The organism is Chitinophaga sp. W2I13, from assembly GCF_050434005.1.
Taxonomy (GTDB): Bacteria; Bacteroidota; Bacteroidia; order Chitinophagales; family Chitinophagaceae; genus Chitinophaga.
The window spans coordinates 1,326,179-1,343,186 of sequence record NZ_JBNPWD010000001.1 but is presented as its reverse complement, the minus strand read 5'-3'; the positions used below and the strand labels follow the sequence as shown (position 1 = coordinate 1,343,186).

Sequence of the window (17,008 nt, the reverse complement as noted above, 5' to 3'; positions counted from 1 at the left end):
TTTAATTCATTGGTTTTTATAATATTAGAAACTGGTATTTTATTAGTAGTGGTGGGGTCAAAGCTATCTCCATGTTTAAAAATTATTTTAAGCTCGCCTGGCGCAACCTTATCCACAATAGATTATATAGTCTGCTGAATATATTGGGCCTTGCCACGGGGATGGCGGTGGCATTGATCATTGGTTTGTGGATCTGGTATCAGTATTCATATGACAGGTTCCTTCCTGATAGTCAGCAGATCTATAAGGCCGGGCTAAAAGGTACAGGGAATAATGGAGAGGCATATGCCTATCTTGTTTCACCTATGCCATTGGCAGAAGCATTGAGAAGGGACGTTCCTGGTATCAAACATGCGGTCATGACGGACTGGATAAAACCTCACGGGCTGGTAGCAGGAGAGAAGAAGATATACCTGCCGGGAATAATAGCGGAGAATGATTTCCTGAAAATATTTCAGTATCCTTTGTTAAGAGGCCGCACAGAGCAGGTGTTAAATGATCCTTATTCGATCGTACTTACGGAGTCGACCGCAAAATCATTATTTGGAAATGAAGATCCGCTGAATAAGATTGTCCGTATCGATAATCAGAACAATCTGAAAGTGACGGGTGTGTTAAAAGATATTCCGGACAATTCTACTTTGAAATTTAACTACGTTATCCCTTATGAATATCTTATTCAGAACAGCGATATAAAAGAATACCTTAACATGTGGGGCCAGATTACATCCAATGTGTATGTGTCATTACAGCCCGGAGTATCCTATGCGCAGGTGGAACCAGCACTGAAGAAGATCATAGCCAGGTATAACCCCGAAGAATATAAGCATTCGCATACTGAAGTAATCATGCAGGAAATGAAAGACTGGCATCTCTATACAGAGTTTAAAAATGGGATTGCTACTGGTGGGATGATCAGCTATGTAAGGGTATTTAGTGTTACCGGGATACTTGTGTTGCTGATTGCGTGTATCAATTTTATGAACCTTTCTACGGCGCGGTCTGAAAAAAGAGCAAAGGAGGTAGGCGTAAGAAAAGTCATGGGCTCCCAGCGATATGAACTGATTTTACAATTTCTGACAGAATCTTTTGTGATCACTTTTGCCGCATTTATCGTATCGCTGCTGTTGGTGCAAATTGCATTACCCTCATTTAATACACTAACACAGGCAACTATCCGCATTCCATATACGAATGTATTTTTCTGGATCATTATGATCAGCTATTTGCTGCTCACTGGCTTATTGGCGGGCAGCCGGCCTGCTTTTTATCTTTCTTCTTTCAGACCTGTCAGAATATTAAAAGCCGATCGCGGAGCGGTGCGTTCGAGAAAAATGCTGGTATTAATACAATTCTCCTGTTCCATAACACTCATCATCAGCACCATCATTATTTATCAGCAGATAAAATATGCACAGGAACGTCCTGTAGGCTATGATCAGCAACGATTGATGATGACTGACGCCAGCAGCGATCTGAAGAAAAATTATCCGGCTTTAAAAAATGATTTGCTGCAGAGTGGTGTGGTAACGGATGTTACCATGTCTTCGGAGACCGTCATTGCACTCAGGAACTTCAGTAGTATCGAAAGCTGGCCAGGAAAAACACCCGTGGAGGAAGTGGGCGCCGCAGTTGTGTTTGTTGCGGATAATAATTACTTCAGAACGATGGATATAGATCTGGCTGCGGGCAGGGACTTTACCGGTAACACAAGCGCCGATTCGTTGAATGTAATCGTGAATGAAGCCGCTATTAAACGGATGAAGCTGAAAGACCCGATAGGACAGGTTATTGCTTATAATGGCCGTCATAATTTAAAGATCATAGGTGTCGCCAAGGATGCTATTATGGAATCTCCTTTTTCGTCGCCTACTCCGACAGTCTTTATGTACAACCCTAATGGAGCAAGATTTATTACCTACCGGTTGTCTCCAAAGGTGAGTACAACAAAAGCAGTTGACAGGATTGCCGGGATCTTTGGACAGTATAATACCGCTTATCCCTATATCTACAAATTTGCCGATGAAGCTTATGCAAAGAAATTTGAACTGGAAATGCTGATCGGTAAATTAACTGGTCTGTTCTCCCTGTTGGCAATTTTTATTTCCTGTCTTGGTTTGTTTGGACTGGCCTCCTATATGGCAGAACAGCGAACCAAAGAGATTGGCATACGGAAAGTATTGGGAGCGTCTGTCATGCAGTTATGGGCATTATTATCCCGTGAATTTGTTATTCTTGTGATGATCAGTTGTTTGATCGCCTCTCCGTTGGCCTTCTATTTTCTTAATAGCTGGCTGGAGAAATATGTATATCGCATCAGCATAGGGCCACTGGTTTTCATCCTGGCCGCCATAATCACTGTCGGTATCACCGTGCTTACGGTGAGTTTCCACGCAGTAAGAGCCGCTATGATCAACCCGGTGCGGAGTTTGAAAACGGAATAGCTTCATTGGCACAATACGAAAAAAGCCTTCAGACTATTCATCTGTAGGCTTTTTTTGTATTGCTAAACTTTCGGGTTTATTCCGCGGACGGAAAATGTAAAGCTTCCAGCAGCAACAAACCGAAGGGTTCTTTTGCTTTTTGCACTCGTTGTTGAAAAGCAATTAAAAGAAGGGTCAGAGCTATTGTGCTTATTTTATTTCCTGCTTTAAAAACTCAATCAATTCATTGTTTACTTCCTGGGCTCGCTCTTGCTGGATCCAATGGCCGCAATTTTCCAAAAGAACGACTTTTCTGAGATTCGGAAGACTGTTTTTCATCTGCTCTGTACTGCCAAATTTAATAGCAGCTTCTTTTGCTCCACCAATGAACAGTGCAGGTTGGGTGATTCCTCTTTTATAAATTATTTTAAGTTTCGGATAGTCCTCATCAGTATTACGATAGAAACCTAATGCGCCGGTTATACCTGTCTTTTTATATGCATTGACATAATAATCAAGATCTTCCTTGCTAAGCCATGCGGGGAGCTGATCTGTTGGGGGAAAGGAGGTCATTAACCTGTCATTGGGTGTGTCTTTAAGTAAAGTTTTTCGATGGTACCGTCCGGTGCATCTCCGGAAAGGGCATAGAAAAAAAGTTTGAAAAACCGCTCGGGGTTCTTTTCAAATTCAGTTTCCACAATCCCTTTCTTTTCAAAATTTGTGAAAACACTTGACCATTTTTTCCGGATCATTGCCGGGTCTCTTGGTTCCGGATAAAAAGGGATGCTCAGTGCGACTACTGCACTTACCGTATTCGGGTATAGCTGTGCCATAGTCCACAATAGATTTGCTCCCCAATCATGTCCTACTATTACAACTTTGTCAGCGCCAATATGGTCAATAAGCGCCTTCACATCCTTGGCATGCTGAATTAAACTATAATCCCTTTCGTCAGTTGTAACCTCTGACTCCCCGAAACCGCGCAGATCTGGTGCTACAGCATGATAACCTGCCTGAGCCAGCGCAGACAGTTGCTGCCTCCAGGAATACCATAATTCCGGGAAACCGTGCAACAGTATAACCAGAGGTCCTTTCCCGGCTTCTGCATAATGGTATTTAATTCCGTTAACGGTAATATATTGATGTGTTAGCTTAATTGAATCTGTGTTTTTCATAATCGTGCTTTTAGGTTGTCTTTTAAAGGCGGCAATCATGGTGTCAGTCATACAGATCAGCAGAATAGCAAAACCTATTGCCAAATGTATTTTCCTTTTAAAGGAATGGCAGCGTATTTTTTCATCCTTTTGATTTTTATAAGGACAATATTAATTATAGCCTGCATGCAATTTGAGAATGACTCGACTCGTTTTGCAAATGAATAGACATCACGCGCAAATGTGTAGATAACCTCGCATCGCCTGGCATCATTTGCAGTTTAGCTGCTACTAACTTTGGAAATCGGCGTAAATATGAAGAAGAAAGGAAGCTCTGGTTAACCTTATAGTATGAATCACCGTTTAATAAATGAAAAACTAGGGAACAAAACTTTAGCTTCAATTCAGAAAAATATGACTATTGGCTAGTTTATGAAACAATAAATCACTATTATCCGATTGGGATATTGCCAGATTCCCCGGAAGCCGCGGATCCGGCATGGCAAATCTACCATCAATTTAAGGGACAAAGGGCTCTCGGAAAATTGATTGAAGTGAATTTTGCGGATGAGGAGGTATACAAAGACCAGTGGGAATCCATCGGAACGGATTTAGGCAAGGGATTGAATTTAAGATCAGAGGGTACCACTATGTCCGACATAGTCTTTACAACATGACCATTCCCGGATTGGAGTTTAGACATCATTCCTATCCAACAGGAAAAAAAGGATTGATCTATCACGCCCTTTTTAATTATTTACTGACAGGCTACGAAGTCGCAAGGGGAGATAGATATTTCGGATCTGATTACTGGATGAAATGATCACAATGAGGTAAAGTGTAATAGCTGATATTTAATCAGACAGAAATGAACCAGGGTAACATAACTTTTTCGTATCTATAAACATAAATCAGGCAATGAACCTCCCAGAGAATTATACTACCGACTATGTGGTGTCAAAGGATGGAACAAGAGTCGGTTATAGACAAATTGGGGCCGGGCCTGGAGTTATCCTTGTCCATGGCGGTATGATGACTTCTAAAAATTTCATCAAACTTGCTAGCTTCTTATCAGCTGAATTCACTGTATATATTCCAGACAGGCGGGGGCGCGGCTTAAGTGGTCCGTTTGGCCAGAACTATGGCATTGGATCAGAAAGCGAGGATTTGCTGGCATTAATCCATAAGACAGCAACTGATAAGATATTCGGGCTGAGCTCCGGTGCAATAGGTGTACTTCAAACGGCCATCATGGAACCAGCGCTTAAAAAAGTGGTCCTCTACGAACCTCCGATCCCAGTTAAAGGAACCGACCCTGCGTCCTGGAGTGGTCGCTATGAATCAGCCCTCTCCCGCGGAAACCTTGGAAAAGCAATGTTCACTGCCATAAAAGGCACCGACGACCCCTCATTGTTTACAGCCCTGCCCGGCTTCCTAATTGCACCATTGCTAAATATTGCTATAAGCGCAAATGCTAAGAAACAATCGGGCGATGACGTGTGCTTTAAATCCTTAATTCCAACGATGCATTACGATCTCATATTGGTCCGTGAATCTTCCGGACTGATAGACGGTTGTAAAGAAATTAAAGCTGAAGTGCTACTGATGGGAGGGACAAGGAGCCAACGTTACCTTAAACTTGCACTTGATACATTAAGCACCACTTTGCCAAAGGCAAAGCGTGTAGAATTCCATGGTTTAGGACATACGGCCGCCGACAATGACAACAGCCCGGAAAAAATCGCAAAAGAGTTAATTGTCTTTTTTCAACAAAACGTTATACATTAATTGTAGAATAAGTTAGGATAACAAATTTTTGATTTATCGGACTAAATCCCGCCCAATACAGTTAAAACGTAACCCCGGAAGTAAGTTTAAACTGGCCTTACCTCATTGGTATCATCCTGACAGGCTGCCGCCCTGTTGATTTCAAAAAGTTTAGTCCATTAGTAATTCAATAACTTCCTGTGGATCTGTATCATTTTTTTTCCAAATATCCTCAAGCGTTTTTATGTCGCTTATTTTATACCCCTTTTCTTCTAACTTTCTGATTGCTATGGAATAGTCTATGCTCAGAATTTTGCATGATTCCTTTAAAGGAGCTTTAAATGTTTTGTCGACAATAACAATATCCAATGGAAGTTGCTTTCGTTCCAGATAAACAAAAGTTAAAGCTAACACTGTTACAGCAATGGCCGCTGGCATAAATACTTGTTTCATAAAATGGACTTTTAAGCCTTTCCAATTTAGTATAATATGTAAAACTGCGGCAAGTACGAACCCAATTCCAATTAATTCATGTGCAACTTCAGTATATCCGTCAAAGAGATGAAATAGCATAAAAATCCCCGTAATGGCCAAGACCATAAATAGCAAGGAGATGAATGGTGTTACATATTTTCTGTCTGGTTTCATTTTTTGGAATTCGTTTTTTTTGTTAAAGTCTATTTAAAATCAGTAAACCTTTTTTCTAAATTATTTAACCATTTGACTCTCTTTTCCTGGGTAACCGATTTTACCCTGTTATAACTAATCCAATTTAGGTTCTTATATCCCATCGTTTTGAAAACGCTTCTAAGCATTACTTTCTGAATCAAATTTCCGATGAGCAGCGAATACATTATTTTGGGTTTGTTCATTGTGGTAATAAGCGTAATACTTTTCAGGTTTTTTAAAAGGGGAACGAGCCCGAAACCTCGCGGGTGATGATCATACACAACGGCTGGTGCTAATACTCTGTCTATAAACCCTTTGGTTGTAGCCGGCATAATATCCCACCAGATCGGAAAAATAAAAATCAGATGGTCTGCCTTTTCCAATCTTTTACCGTAATCGATTACCTGTGGGTCTACGGCTTGATGTGCTACAAAGCCTTTTAAATCCTCCGCAGACATTCTGGGGTTAAATTCTTCCCGGTCAAGGTGCATCAGGTCAATTTCGTGATTGGCTTTTCGAAGCCCATTGGTAACCACGCTAAGTATGGCATTGCAGTAGCTTCCTTCGAAAGGATGGTTATATACGATTACTGTTCTCATTTTTATTGTTCATTTACAATGTAAAATTGAGAAGGATTTAACCGCCGGACGATAACAATTGTTAATAAAGTTTTTTTATCTTCTGTTACGTATCCTACTTAGGGATACAGAAGTAATGCCTAAGTAAGAAGCTATATAGTGCTGTGGGATGCGTTTTATAATTTCTGGATGCTGTTCCAACAATTCTGCATAGCGTTGTTGAGGCGTATTTTTTAAATAGAAAAAGAAAATCTGTTGACTTTTTATAAGCCGCATAAATAGATGTTCAACCAGATTGTCTTTTAGCTCAGGTGAGTTTTGGATAATATCTTGAAAATCTTTTTGTGAAATGGTCTGTAAGACACAGGGCTCCAAACTTTCAATACTGTATAAACTTGGCCGGTTAGTTCTAAAACTTTCAATGGAAGATACACTGTCACCTTCAAAGAAGAATTGAGTGGTTATTTCTTTGCCGTCATTGTTAACCCAAGTCCGCAAACATCCTTTTTCAATAAAGTACATCGTTTTTGATACTTTCCCTTCTTGCAAGAGGATGGCTTTAGCCGGAACCTCTATTTGTTTGAAATAGGGGTTGAATATTTCCCATTTGTTTGGCTGCACATTTTCCTGTTTCATCTTATTTTTAGTGCTATTTTAGGGTTGCCGCTAACGTTAGGCGACTAATTAGCAGATCCGGAGCGAGTTCTCTCTGCGAGACTCGATTAAAGTTATGAAAAAAGCTGACTCACGCTGGCCTTAACCAGCGATTTTTTTAAGGTTGCCTTTTTGTTAACACACGACAGTGTAAAAAGCAATGAATAAATCGGGTAGTATTTTTTGACCCAGGGATAGTTCCGCTCTTTTGGAGTCTACAGTCAGGCGGATAGTAATTGGCATCTTTCCGTCTTTAGATGCCTTTGATTTTTCCAAAAGTAATAGAATGGAAAGTTTTTCATTGACCTTCATAACACACATTTTAGGTGATCGAATAAAAATTCGCTCATTCCTAAACCCTTCTCACAAAAACATAGGGTTAACTGAGGGTACCAATTTCGGAAATAAAACAGGTACCCTTTCTCTTTGGTAATGTTTGTTATTACTCAATATGCTTTTCTTGCTTAAACCCGATTCTGGTGGGTTTTAATAAAAAAAGCCACTCTTTAAGAGTGGCTTTGCGGACCGGACGGGACTCGAACCCGCGACCTCCGCCGTGACAGGGCGGCATTCTAACCAACTGAACTACCGATCCTTAATACAGACGGGCCTTTCAGCCGATCTATATCCCCCTTTGGGGAGTGCAAATGTAGCAACATTATTTTCAAACAACCAAATTTTTTTGAATAAAATCAGAAATTTATTAACCTGTGGGTGAAATATACATCGACATAATCCTTTACTGCAAACGGTTTGGAGCATATGACCCTAACGGGAACGGTTATATTTCCGGAAAAGAACCATTACAAGGATTTTGATATATTTAAAGTATTTCACATATTGCAGGGGTGTTTGTAAACGACCCGTAAATAAAATGAGTTATACTGGTATCATCACCCTGTTAATCATTCTCACTAATGTGGTTATTTCCTGGAGAGGATTTAAAAGCCGCACCGTGTTCAATAAGTATGAATTTGAAGTAGAAAGAATCCTGCTGTACAAGGAATACCGGCGTTTGATCACCTGCGGATTCCTGCATGTCAGCTGGAAACACCTGATCTTTAACATGATTTCCCTCCTGCTTTTCAGCGTCATGCTGGAAGCTGATATGGGTCCCGTCGCTTACGTTTGCATTTACCTCGGAAGCCTTATTGGCGGAAACCTGCTATCCCTGTACATTCACCGGCGTGAGAACGACTATAGTGCAGTAGGCGCTTCCGGCGCCATCTGCGGAATCATTTTCGCTTCTATCGTCCTGTATCCGGGTATGATGGTGAACTTCTTCGGACTGTTTCCCGTACCCGGATGGGTGTATGGCATCGTATACATATTGTATTCTATTTACGGTATCAAGTCACGCCGCGATAACATAGGCCACGATGCCCACCTGGGCGGCGCTATGGCGGGCATGCTCATCGGGTTGATGATTGAACCGGCAGCGATTACACAAAATATCGCTGTTATTATCGCGCTCACAGTACCCTGTGTATTCTTCATGTATGTCATTATTCACAAGCCACATATTATCCTGGTCGATAACTATTTTTATAATCAGCATCATGTGCTGGCGGATATCGATGACCTGTACAATGTGGAAAAAGCCAACCGCCAGAAAGAAGTGGATGCGATTCTTGATAAAATCCATCATAAAGGGATTAACAGCTTAACCAAAACAGAAAAAGAAAAACTGGAGCGATACTCCCGCCAGATAAGTTAATAAAAAAGGCGCCGGCCTTTGCCCTTACCAGACAACCGGGAACCCGCATCGGTACCTGGTTTATACTGGTAAAGACAAAGGCCGGACGCCTTTTTTCTTTAGTAGCTCTTAATTTTTATACACCCTTACATAATCTATTTCCAGCGAAGCACTGTTGAACGCCGGATCAATGGCCCCGCCGAAATGCCCTCCCATTGCGAAATTCAGGATCACAAAGAAATCATGATTAAACGGCACATTGCCTGAATTAGGGAAAGTATAAAACAGTTGGTCATCTACATAAAACCTCAGTAATGCAGGTGACCAATCCACGGTATACTTATGAAACACGGTGGTTTCATTCTGTACCATTACCGTACCCCCGTCGGCGTTAGCACCGGCATGATTGGGATGATGCACTGTACCATATATTTTATTGGGCTCGTTACCTTTGTGTTCCATAATATCTATTTCCCCACAGGCAGGCCAGCCGGCGGTAGTAATGTTACTGCCCAGCATCCAGATGGCAGGCCAGGTGCCACCACCCGCAGGTAGTTTGGCGCTGACCTCTACTTTACCATAGGTAAAGGCAAACTTATCCCGGGTGAGTATTCTTGCGGAGGTATAAGCACTGCCGGAATAGTTTTCCTTCATGGCGGTAATTTTCAGGATACCATTGGAAATACTCACATTCTTCGACCGGTCGGTGTAGTACTGCGACTCCGCATTGCCCCAGCCATTATCGCCGGTGCCAATGTCGTAGCCCCATTTGGCAGGATCGGGCGCGCCATCGGTGTTAAACTCATCTGACCATACCAGCCCGGAAGCAATAGTAACCGTTACGTCGGCGGACTTACTCAGCGTAAGTCCATCTGCACTTTTAGCTGTTACTTTTACGGCATAGGTGCCGCTGCCGGGATAGGTATAGTTGGTAATACCATTGGCAACGGTTTTATTGATCCCATTTCCAAAATCATAATCATAACTAACCGCGTTATTGGCAGCAGCGGTAAAAGCTACTGCCCCGCTGTTGTCTGTATTTACCACCACATGAAGTGTCAGATTGGTGGGCGCGGTTTTCGCCGGTGGCGCTTTTTCATTTTTTCCGCAGCTGGTAGTACTGATCAGTAATGCCAGCATCATTCCTGTGATATATTTCATACGCTATTGAATTGCTATTATTTTAACATACCATGCACCGGGACTCTGTAAGCAACGCAGGGTCATCTGCGTGGCGGTTCTTTCAAGTACCTGGTATTTATGTACGCCTTTATACATGCCCAGGTGTCCTTTGCTGGAAAAAGTAATATACTCCGCAGTGGCACTGCCGTCGTAACCAAATGTTTCCGTGTAGCCGGCAGCTTTAGGCCCTGTTAAGGTAAAGTCACCCTCGCCGCTAAGCGACGGATCAAAATCTTTCAGGTACTCTTTAGATCCAAAAATATCATTGTTGGTTTCATGGGTAAAGGCATTGCCGTTCGCAGTGAAGGTATACACGTCGTCATAAATACCCAGGCCCGCTTTTTCATCGGGACCAGCCGCCCACCACGCCGGGGTAAATACCGCCGCATCTGATACGCCCAGGTGTCCGGGATTGTCTTTATCCACCCGCCATTTTTTGGTGCCGTTGTTGGTAAGCATGGTCACAAAAGCAGGATCCGGCTCAAATGCCCTGAATACCGTGATCTCCTGTGCATTGGTGCTGAAGTTGCCGGCCTTTCCATAAACGGTTACACTTACCGTAAGCGTTTTGATGCCCGTATGATCATATTGGTATTGAAAAACAGAGCTGGTAGATGTTTTAGCGGGTTTGCCATCACCAAAATCTACTTTATAGTTGATGGTATTGTCGGCAGCAACATTTACCACTATCGTTCCTGCGCCGCCGCCATTTGGATGCGTGGCGTCTTTACCCGTGATCTCAATATTTAAGATCGGTTTGGATGGTGTGATGATATCGCCGAACCGGAAATCATCTTTATTACAACTGTTCATCACCATCAATACAAACAGCAGCACCGGTGTTAATAGCTTTATATGTATTCTCATAACCGTGGATTAGTTAGTTAAAGTAATATCGTCAAACAAAAGGGTGAAGTTGTTACTGCCATCTCCCGTTACGCCGTTGTCCAGGAAAAAGAGGATGTTCTGCAGGCGTTTGCTGTTATCTTTTATTTTTCCGGAGAAATCAAAGGTGAGCTCTTCCCAGGCATTTGCTACAGTGGTGGCCATCTCCACGTTTTCCTGGAAAGTGTTATCGCCGTTTCTTTCCAGTTGCAGTAATACCCGCATGCCGGCGCGCCAGGAATATACTTTTACCCTGAACTTTTTGTGCTGCGTAAAATCAATGGGATCAGTCATTACAATAAAGTTGCCGGCCCATACTTCCGCTTTTGTCTTTACAATTTTACCAACGGTAGCACTGGTATTGATACCGCTCCGCACGGGATTGGCGATCACAGAAGTAGCGCTGCCGCCAAAGTCGCCCCAGGCATAGTTAACGGTCGGCAGCTCAAAGGTCATGGGCAGTGTGAGCGGATCATAAATCGTCACGTCTTTTGTAACAACGGTGGTGGCTTTTCCTCCGCTCAATGCTTCCACTTTAACGGTATACACACCGCCTTTGGCATAAGTGTGTTTTATATTGGCGCCGGCGGCAATCAGCACCGGTTCTTCGTTTGGAACTTCGCCGAAAGATACTTTGAAACCACCGGTGGCATACAGCCCAGTGGCAGATAGGGTGAGTTCATGCGCGTTGCCCGTAGTAGTAACGGTTACATTTTCCGGCGCCCGGAAAGTGACGGTCAGCTGTGCGGTGGTATCCGATTTTAACCCGCTCAAACCGGTGGTCACCACCTTCACGGGATATGTCCCTTCTTTATATACATGCGTGGTGTTCTTTCCGGGTAACACCGTTACGGGTGCGGTAGTCCCATCTCCAAAATAAATATCATAGCTGGTACCTCCTGCGCTGTTGGGCGTAATGGTCACCTGCCCGGAATTATCATCCGCAATTTTAAACAACAGCGATTCATCGGAAGGCGCTTGTATGGAATTTAAAAACGACAGATCGTCGTCTGTTAACTTGGTGCAACTGCTTAGCGCAAATGCCAGTAGTATATATGAAAGTCTTTTCATGCTTCTTGTTTTACTGATAAGCGATTAATACCCTGGATTCTGTGGTAAGTTGGATATTTCCACTTCCCTTTGTGGCAGTGGGAACAACTCATTTTTACCTGTTTTGAAACCGGTGATGGAGGCAGCAGCTTTACCTGTTCTTACGAGATCAAAGAAGCGATCGCCTTCCATGGCCAGCTCCAGCCGGCGTTCTTTCCAGATGGCGTCTGTTAAGGCGCTGCCGGTTAAGGTAATATCGTGCGCATTATCCCTGAAAGCACGGCGGCGAACTTTGTTCAGGTAGGTTTGTGCTTTAGCATCATTGGGTGTGGTAGCACGGTTGTTGGCTTCTGCGGCCATCAGTAATACATCGGCATAACGGATAGTTCTGTAGTTATTGAGATAGTTTAGTTCCAGCTGACCGGAAGTTTCTCCTTTTCTTGGTAAATATTTCTGGTTGTATAAACCGGTATTTTTATAAGGTGCTACCTGGTAAGTAATTTTAAAATCCGGGTGTGCATTTTTGTAGGCTTCTATATCCAGTACCGTAACGTCTTTCCGCTGATCGCCTGCAGCGTAGGCGTTGGCAAGGTTCTGGGTGGGTAAGTTGGTGCTCCATCCGGAGGCATAGGGACTGCCACCGTTTAATCCCCGTATTCCACACTGCTGTACAGCATAGTTGCCCTGTCCACGGGTAGCGGCGCCCCAGTTGTAGTAGGGAGAAAGATTGGAATATTGAATTTCAAAAACAGACTCAATACCATTTTCTCCTGACTGCAGAAAAATATCTCCAAATTCAGCTACCAGCGTAAACGGGCCATTCACCACATTCTCCAGCATGGCCGCGGCTTCGTTGAACTTGTTCTGATAGAGCAGTACTTTCCCCAGCAATGCCTGTGCGGCGTATTTGGTAATACGTCCGGCCTGTGGCTGCGTAGCAGGTAATACAGCAATGGCATTGTTCAGATCCAGCTCTATCTGTTTATATACATCTGCTTTGGGAGACCTGGGCAATGTCCTGGAATCGGCCAGTGTTAATCTTTTATCAGCAAACAGGGGGACATCTCCAAAAAATTTCACCAGCGTGAAATAATAATACGCCCGCAGGAAATAGGTTTCTCCATACAGCGCTTCTTTGCCGGGAAAATCAACCGTGCCGCCGCCGGGGTTCTTGTCCTTAAACTGGGTCAGGTAGTTTACACGGTTAATGCCCTCATAGGAAGCAGACCATATCTCCGTTAAGTAATCATTATTGGTGGTGATGGCATAATCATCCATCTGTTGTAATCCCAGTACATCGGAGGCACTTTCACCGCCGCTTACGGAGTTGTCGGAAGCAATATCACCAATGGGTACCGCCTGGTTCAGCCACTGGATAGGAGAGTAGGTACTCACCGCCATGGTCCGGTAATCGCTTTCACTTTTCAGGTAATCCTGGTCTGTTACGTTAAAGCTGTCGCTCGGTTTGTAATCGACCCACTTTTTGCAGGAGCTCATGGCAATCGTGAAATAAAATATGCCTGCTATTTTCAGTATGTTTTTCATTTGTTGTCTTTTTACTTTGAACATTACAGTTTTAAATCAATACCTAAAGACCAGGTCCTGGCCTGTGGATAAGCGCCTCTGTCGATGCCCGATTCCATTATACCACCGGCGATTTCAGGATCAAAGCCGGAGTAACGGGTAAACGTATACGCGTTTTTAACCTGGGCAAATACACGTACCTGTTTAAATCCTGCACGGTCCAGCACAGAACGGGGGAAGGTATATCCCAGCTGTATGTTTTTTAGTTTTACGAAAGAACCATCTTCCACGTAGCGGTCGGATACCCGCGCATTATTGTTGGCGTCCGTAAAAGAGTAGCGTGGGTGACGGGCATCATTGGTACTTCCGGGCCCGGTCCAGCGGGCGAGTATATCGCGGAATTTGTTGGTATATGTAGCATTTCTTTCGTATGCCCGGTAGATGTCGTTGCCAACAGAAGCATACGTGAAAATGTTCAGGTCGAAGTTTTTATAACCCAGAGAAAGGTTCCAGCCCATCGTGAATTTCGGGAAGGGATTGCCGATGTTTGTTTTATCCTTGTCCGTAATTTCTCCATCGCCGTTTACATCCACAAAGCGGATATCGCCGGGCTGCGCCCCACTTTGTTTGGGCGCTTTGTTTACTTCGTCGGCCGACTGGAATAAGCCGGCTGTTTTGAATCCGTAGAAATAGCCGGGCGCTTTGCCGGTTTCAAAAGCAGTAACCGTTTGCGACTGACCATTGAAATAACTGCCACCATACAGTATGAAGGAGTTATCAGAGTTGGTGCCGGTTACTTCGTTTTTGGAAGTGGTGAAAGTCACGTTGGTATTAATGGAAAGGTCGCGGCCTATTTTATCGGTGTAACCGAGGTTGAGATCTATACCACTGCTTTTGGTAGAACCGATGTTGGCATCCGGCACTTTAGCCGTTCCCAGGAAAAGGGATACAATAGGTTTGAACAGCAAACCCTTTACGCTTTTCTGGAAGTAATCGGCGCTGAGGTTAAACTTGTTATGGAAGAAGGTAACATCAAAACCAGCATTAAACTGGGTTTGTTTTTCCCAGCTCAGCGTAGTATTGGCATAGGAACCTACCGTAGATCCCGACAGGAAAGTATTGCCAAAAGTATATCCGTTGTTATTGCCGTCGTCGTAATTAGGACCGCCTGTTACAATCCTGGGGAAAGCCGGGTTGGTGTTTTCATTTCCCACAGTACCATAGCTGCCTCTTATTTTCAGATAGTTGACAAAATCAGAGTGAAAGAAATTTTCTGAAGACGCTACCCAGCCCAGTGAACCGGAAAGGAAGTCTGCGAATTTATTATCTGTACCAAAGGCAAAGGAACCATCCCTGCGCATGGTAACGGAGGCGAGGTATTTATCTTTGTAATCATAGTTGATCCTGCCGAAGTAAGATAAATTTTTACGGAATCCGTTGTATTTGCTGGCTGTTTGTCCGTTCAGGTTGGCGGGAATATCTCCTTTGGAGTTATAGATCTTTACTGGTACATTATTGATCACCGTATCTATAATATAAGGAATAGCAGCGGTATTGATACCGGTGGCGGCGTTGTAATCTGCAAACTGCCACGAGTTGAAAGGTACGTCCTGCCGGGTAACGGTCATGCCGTTGTTAGTAGATTTAAAAAAGGAGATACCGGCTACCGCATCAAAGTGATGATCATTTTTGATATTGAAGTTATAGTTCAGATAGGTTTCTGACGTAAAACTGGCTGCGCTGTTCTTAAACTCGCTTACGCTGTTGTGGGTGGAACCCGCCAGCATGCCCAGTTCATTTTTGAGCGGAATGGCATTGCCATCCGCACCCATGGTGTTTTCCACGTTCAGCGGACCATAAAACACCAGCGGCGTAAAGTTCTTGCCGGTTTGGTCGTAATTGGTATAGCCAAAGCGGGTGGTCGCTTTTAGGTTCTTCAGGATATCGTACTGTAGTTCTACTTTTCCGAACAGTTTGTTGCCGCTGGAAGTATTGTAGGTATTTTCCAGTTTGGTAAGCGGGTTGAAAATTTCGGAGGTAAGGAGGTTACTGAAGCTATATTTACCGGGTGTATTCGGTATTTCATTATATACCGGCAGGGTAGGATCAAAGTTCAGTGCGCTGCCGATAATGGAATTGAACGAATTTTCCTGTATTCCTTTATTTTTAATATTGGCGAAGCTGGTGTTCACGATCAATTTCAGGCGATTGGTGACATCGGCGGTGATATTGGCAGTACCATTGATCCTGTTGAAATTGGATTTACTGCCGCCGCCAACAATACCATCCTGTCCAAGGTAGCTGCCGGAAATGAAATAGGTGATCTTGTCTCCACCGCCTCTTGCGCTGGCATTATAATTTTGCATGGGCGCCTGGTGGAAAATCTCTTTCTGCCAGTTGGTACCTACGCCCATTTTGGAAAGGTCGGGAAAGATGATGTTGCCGCCGGAAGCTACGCTGCCTTCATTGATGATGCCGGCGTATTCAGTGGCATTCAGCACTCCTATGGTTTTGAATACTTCCTGTATGCCATAATTGGCGTTCACGGTAATTTCGGGCCGTTGATTCCTTCTGCCGCTGCGGGTGGTGACCATAATCACGCCGTTGCCGCCTTTTACGCCATAAATAGCGGTGGTAGCAGCATCTTTCAGCACGTTGATGGATTCAATGTCTGCTGCGTTCACGGCATTCAGATCGTCCAGCGTTTGAGGTACGCCATCTATTACCACCAGTGGGTCGGAACCGCTGTAAGAGGGGATACCGCGTATCAGCACAGTAGGCTTGGCGCCGGGGGAACCGCTTTGGATAACGCTTACGCCGGAAGCCCTTCCCTGCAGGGCTTCTTCTGCCCTTACGGGCCGGAGATTGGCGATATCCGCTCCCTTCACTGTGGAGATGGCGCCGGATATTTTGGTTACCTTCTGGGTGCCGTAACCTACTACCACTACTTCTCCCAGTTCTTTATTGGAGAGCGCCAGCTGTACTGCTAACGGCGAAGCTCCTACCGCTATATGAAAGGTGGTATATCCGATGGCGGAGATATCCAGCACTTTCTCTTCCGGTGTTACGGATATAGAGAAGGCGCCATTGGCATCTGCTGCTACGGCAGTTTTGGAAAGTTTAGCTATTACAGAAGCGCCGGGTATAGGCGCCCCGGTTTCATCTGTTACCCTACCGGTAACGGTTTTGTTTTGCGCCCACAATGTGGAGGCAAATAATAGCAATAGCGGGATAAGAATGCTTTGTAAGAGTTTTTTCATACGTGAATTTTTTGTTGACGATTTTACATGCGGGGTACTTTCACCAGCATCGGTGTGCTGGCGGTAAACGTGAAATCCCGTTGATGTTTATTTCATTTTATGGCTGCAGGTGATCTTTTTTACAGCATCGTGGTGTTCTGCATTTTTTTAAATGGATGGATGATTT

The 17,008-nt window shown here is 43.9% G+C and carries 14 protein-coding genes and 1 tRNA gene; 3 read left to right on the top strand and 12 right to left on the bottom strand.

The window, feature by feature from the left end:
- The first annotated feature begins 71 nt into the window (after positions 1-71).
- Positions 72-2,444 carry an ABC transporter permease gene (locus QFZ48_RS05390; protein WP_429061449.1) on the top strand — a complete coding sequence of 791 codons (2,373 nt, stop codon included), beginning with the start codon at positions 72-74 and terminating at the stop codon, positions 2,442-2,444.
- Between the two features lie 189 nt (positions 2,445-2,633).
- On the opposite strand, the gene QFZ48_RS05385 is transcribed toward QFZ48_RS05390, so the two are convergent.
- Positions 2,634-2,996, bottom strand: coding sequence for an alpha/beta fold hydrolase (locus tag QFZ48_RS05385; protein ID WP_429061447.1), 363 nt, complete (start codon positions 2,994-2,996; stop codon positions 2,634-2,636).
- Positions 2,996-3,682, bottom strand: a complete 687-nt coding sequence (locus QFZ48_RS05380) for an alpha/beta fold hydrolase (protein WP_429061446.1) — start codon at positions 3,680-3,682, stop codon at positions 2,996-2,998. The genes QFZ48_RS05385 and QFZ48_RS05380 overlap by 1 nt, the downstream gene beginning before the upstream one ends.
- Positions 3,683-4,495: 813 nt before the next feature.
- On the opposite strand from QFZ48_RS05380, the gene QFZ48_RS05375 reads away from it, so the two are divergent.
- Positions 4,496-5,365, top strand: coding sequence for an alpha/beta fold hydrolase (locus QFZ48_RS05375; protein WP_429061444.1), 870 nt, complete (start codon positions 4,496-4,498; stop codon positions 5,363-5,365).
- A gap of 150 nt (positions 5,366-5,515) precedes the next feature.
- Here the strand turns inward: QFZ48_RS05375 and QFZ48_RS05370 are convergent, their stop codons facing one another.
- The 5 genes from QFZ48_RS05370 to QFZ48_RS05350 form a co-directional block, all read right to left on the bottom strand.
- The gene (locus QFZ48_RS05370) at positions 5,516-5,992 is read right to left on the bottom strand and encodes a DUF4405 domain-containing protein (RefSeq protein ID WP_429061442.1); all 477 of its coding nucleotides are present in this window, start codon (positions 5,990-5,992) and stop codon (positions 5,516-5,518) included.
- 29 nt (positions 5,993-6,021) lie between these two features.
- Entirely contained in the window at positions 6,022-6,612 is a 591-nt protein-coding gene (locus QFZ48_RS05365) for an NAD(P)H-dependent oxidoreductase (RefSeq protein WP_429045177.1), read from the bottom strand.
- Positions 6,613-6,687: 75 nt separating this feature from the next.
- On the bottom strand, positions 6,688-7,227 hold the full coding sequence (locus tag QFZ48_RS05360) for a Crp/Fnr family transcriptional regulator (protein WP_429061440.1): 540 nt from the start codon (positions 7,225-7,227) through the stop codon (positions 6,688-6,690).
- Positions 7,228-7,380: 153 nt separating this feature from the next.
- Positions 7,381-7,557 carry an Arm DNA-binding domain-containing protein gene (locus tag QFZ48_RS05355; protein ID WP_429045180.1) on the bottom strand — a complete coding sequence of 59 codons (177 nt, stop codon included), beginning with the start codon at positions 7,555-7,557 and terminating at the stop codon, positions 7,381-7,383.
- Positions 7,558-7,766: 209 nt separating this feature from the next.
- Positions 7,767-7,840: transfer RNA gene (locus QFZ48_RS05350), tRNA-Asp, on the bottom strand.
- Between the two features lie 279 nt (positions 7,841-8,119).
- On the opposite strand from QFZ48_RS05350, the gene QFZ48_RS05345 reads away from it, so the two are divergent.
- Entirely contained in the window at positions 8,120-8,962 is an 843-nt protein-coding gene (locus QFZ48_RS05345; RefSeq protein ID WP_429045182.1) for a rhomboid family intramembrane serine protease, read from the top strand.
- Between the two features lie 108 nt (positions 8,963-9,070).
- Here QFZ48_RS05345 and QFZ48_RS05340 read toward each other — a convergent pair whose 3' ends face one another.
- The 5 genes from QFZ48_RS05340 to QFZ48_RS05320 are packed head-to-tail and all read right to left on the bottom strand — an operon-like array spanning position 9,071 to position 16,842.
- On the bottom strand, positions 9,071-10,102 hold the full coding sequence (locus QFZ48_RS05340; protein ID WP_429061438.1) for a family 16 glycosylhydrolase: 1,032 nt from the start codon (positions 10,100-10,102) through the stop codon (positions 9,071-9,073).
- 3 nt (positions 10,103-10,105) lie between these two features.
- Positions 10,106-10,990, bottom strand: a complete 885-nt coding sequence (locus tag QFZ48_RS05335) for a hypothetical protein (RefSeq protein WP_429061437.1) — start codon at positions 10,988-10,990, stop codon at positions 10,106-10,108.
- Between the two features lie 9 nt (positions 10,991-10,999).
- Complete coding sequence (locus QFZ48_RS05330; protein WP_429061435.1) at positions 11,000-12,079, bottom strand: hypothetical protein; 1,080 nt, start codon at positions 12,077-12,079, stop codon at positions 11,000-11,002.
- A gap of 24 nt (positions 12,080-12,103) precedes the next feature.
- On the bottom strand, positions 12,104-13,603 hold the full coding sequence (locus QFZ48_RS05325) for a RagB/SusD family nutrient uptake outer membrane protein (protein ID WP_429061434.1): 1,500 nt from the start codon (positions 13,601-13,603) through the stop codon (positions 12,104-12,106).
- Between the two features lie 23 nt (positions 13,604-13,626).
- Positions 13,627-16,842 (bottom strand): SusC/RagA family TonB-linked outer membrane protein, encoded by a 3,216-nt coding sequence (locus QFZ48_RS05320; protein ID WP_429061433.1) that lies wholly within the window; start codon positions 16,840-16,842, stop codon positions 13,627-13,629.
- Positions 16,843-17,008: the final 166 nt, after the last annotated feature.

Bases quoted from the DNA above. Each gene is read 5' to 3' on its own strand.
- QFZ48_RS05390 (WP_429061449.1), top strand. From the start codon at position 72: ATGTTTAAAAATTATTTTAAGCTCGCCTGGCGCAACCTTATCCACAAT.
- QFZ48_RS05385 (WP_429061447.1), bottom strand. From the start codon at position 2,996: ATGACCTCCTTTCCCCCAACAGATCAGCTCCCCGCATGGCTTAGCAAG.
- QFZ48_RS05375 (WP_429061444.1), top strand. From the start codon at position 4,496: ATGAACCTCCCAGAGAATTATACTACCGACTATGTGGTGTCAAAGGAT.
- QFZ48_RS05370 (WP_429061442.1), bottom strand. From the start codon at position 5,992: ATGAAACCAGACAGAAAATATGTAACACCATTCATCTCCTTGCTATTT.
- QFZ48_RS05365 (WP_429045177.1), bottom strand. From the start codon at position 6,612: ATGAGAACAGTAATCGTATATAACCATCCTTTCGAAGGAAGCTACTGC.
- QFZ48_RS05360 (WP_429061440.1), bottom strand. From the start codon at position 7,227: ATGAAACAGGAAAATGTGCAGCCAAACAAATGGGAAATATTCAACCCC.
- QFZ48_RS05355 (WP_429045180.1), bottom strand. From the start codon at position 7,557: ATGAAGGTCAATGAAAAACTTTCCATTCTATTACTTTTGGAAAAATCA.
- QFZ48_RS05345 (WP_429045182.1), top strand. From the start codon at position 8,120: ATGAGTTATACTGGTATCATCACCCTGTTAATCATTCTCACTAATGTG.
- QFZ48_RS05340 (WP_429061438.1), bottom strand. From the start codon at position 10,102: ATGAAATATATCACAGGAATGATGCTGGCATTACTGATCAGTACTACC.
- QFZ48_RS05335 (WP_429061437.1), bottom strand. From the start codon at position 10,990: ATGAGAATACATATAAAGCTATTAACACCGGTGCTGCTGTTTGTATTG.
- QFZ48_RS05330 (WP_429061435.1), bottom strand. From the start codon at position 12,079: ATGAAAAGACTTTCATATATACTACTGGCATTTGCGCTAAGCAGTTGC.
- QFZ48_RS05325 (WP_429061434.1), bottom strand. From the start codon at position 13,603: ATGAAAAACATACTGAAAATAGCAGGCATATTTTATTTCACGATTGCC.
- QFZ48_RS05320 (WP_429061433.1), bottom strand. From the start codon at position 16,842: ATGAAAAAACTCTTACAAAGCATTCTTATCCCGCTATTGCTATTATTT.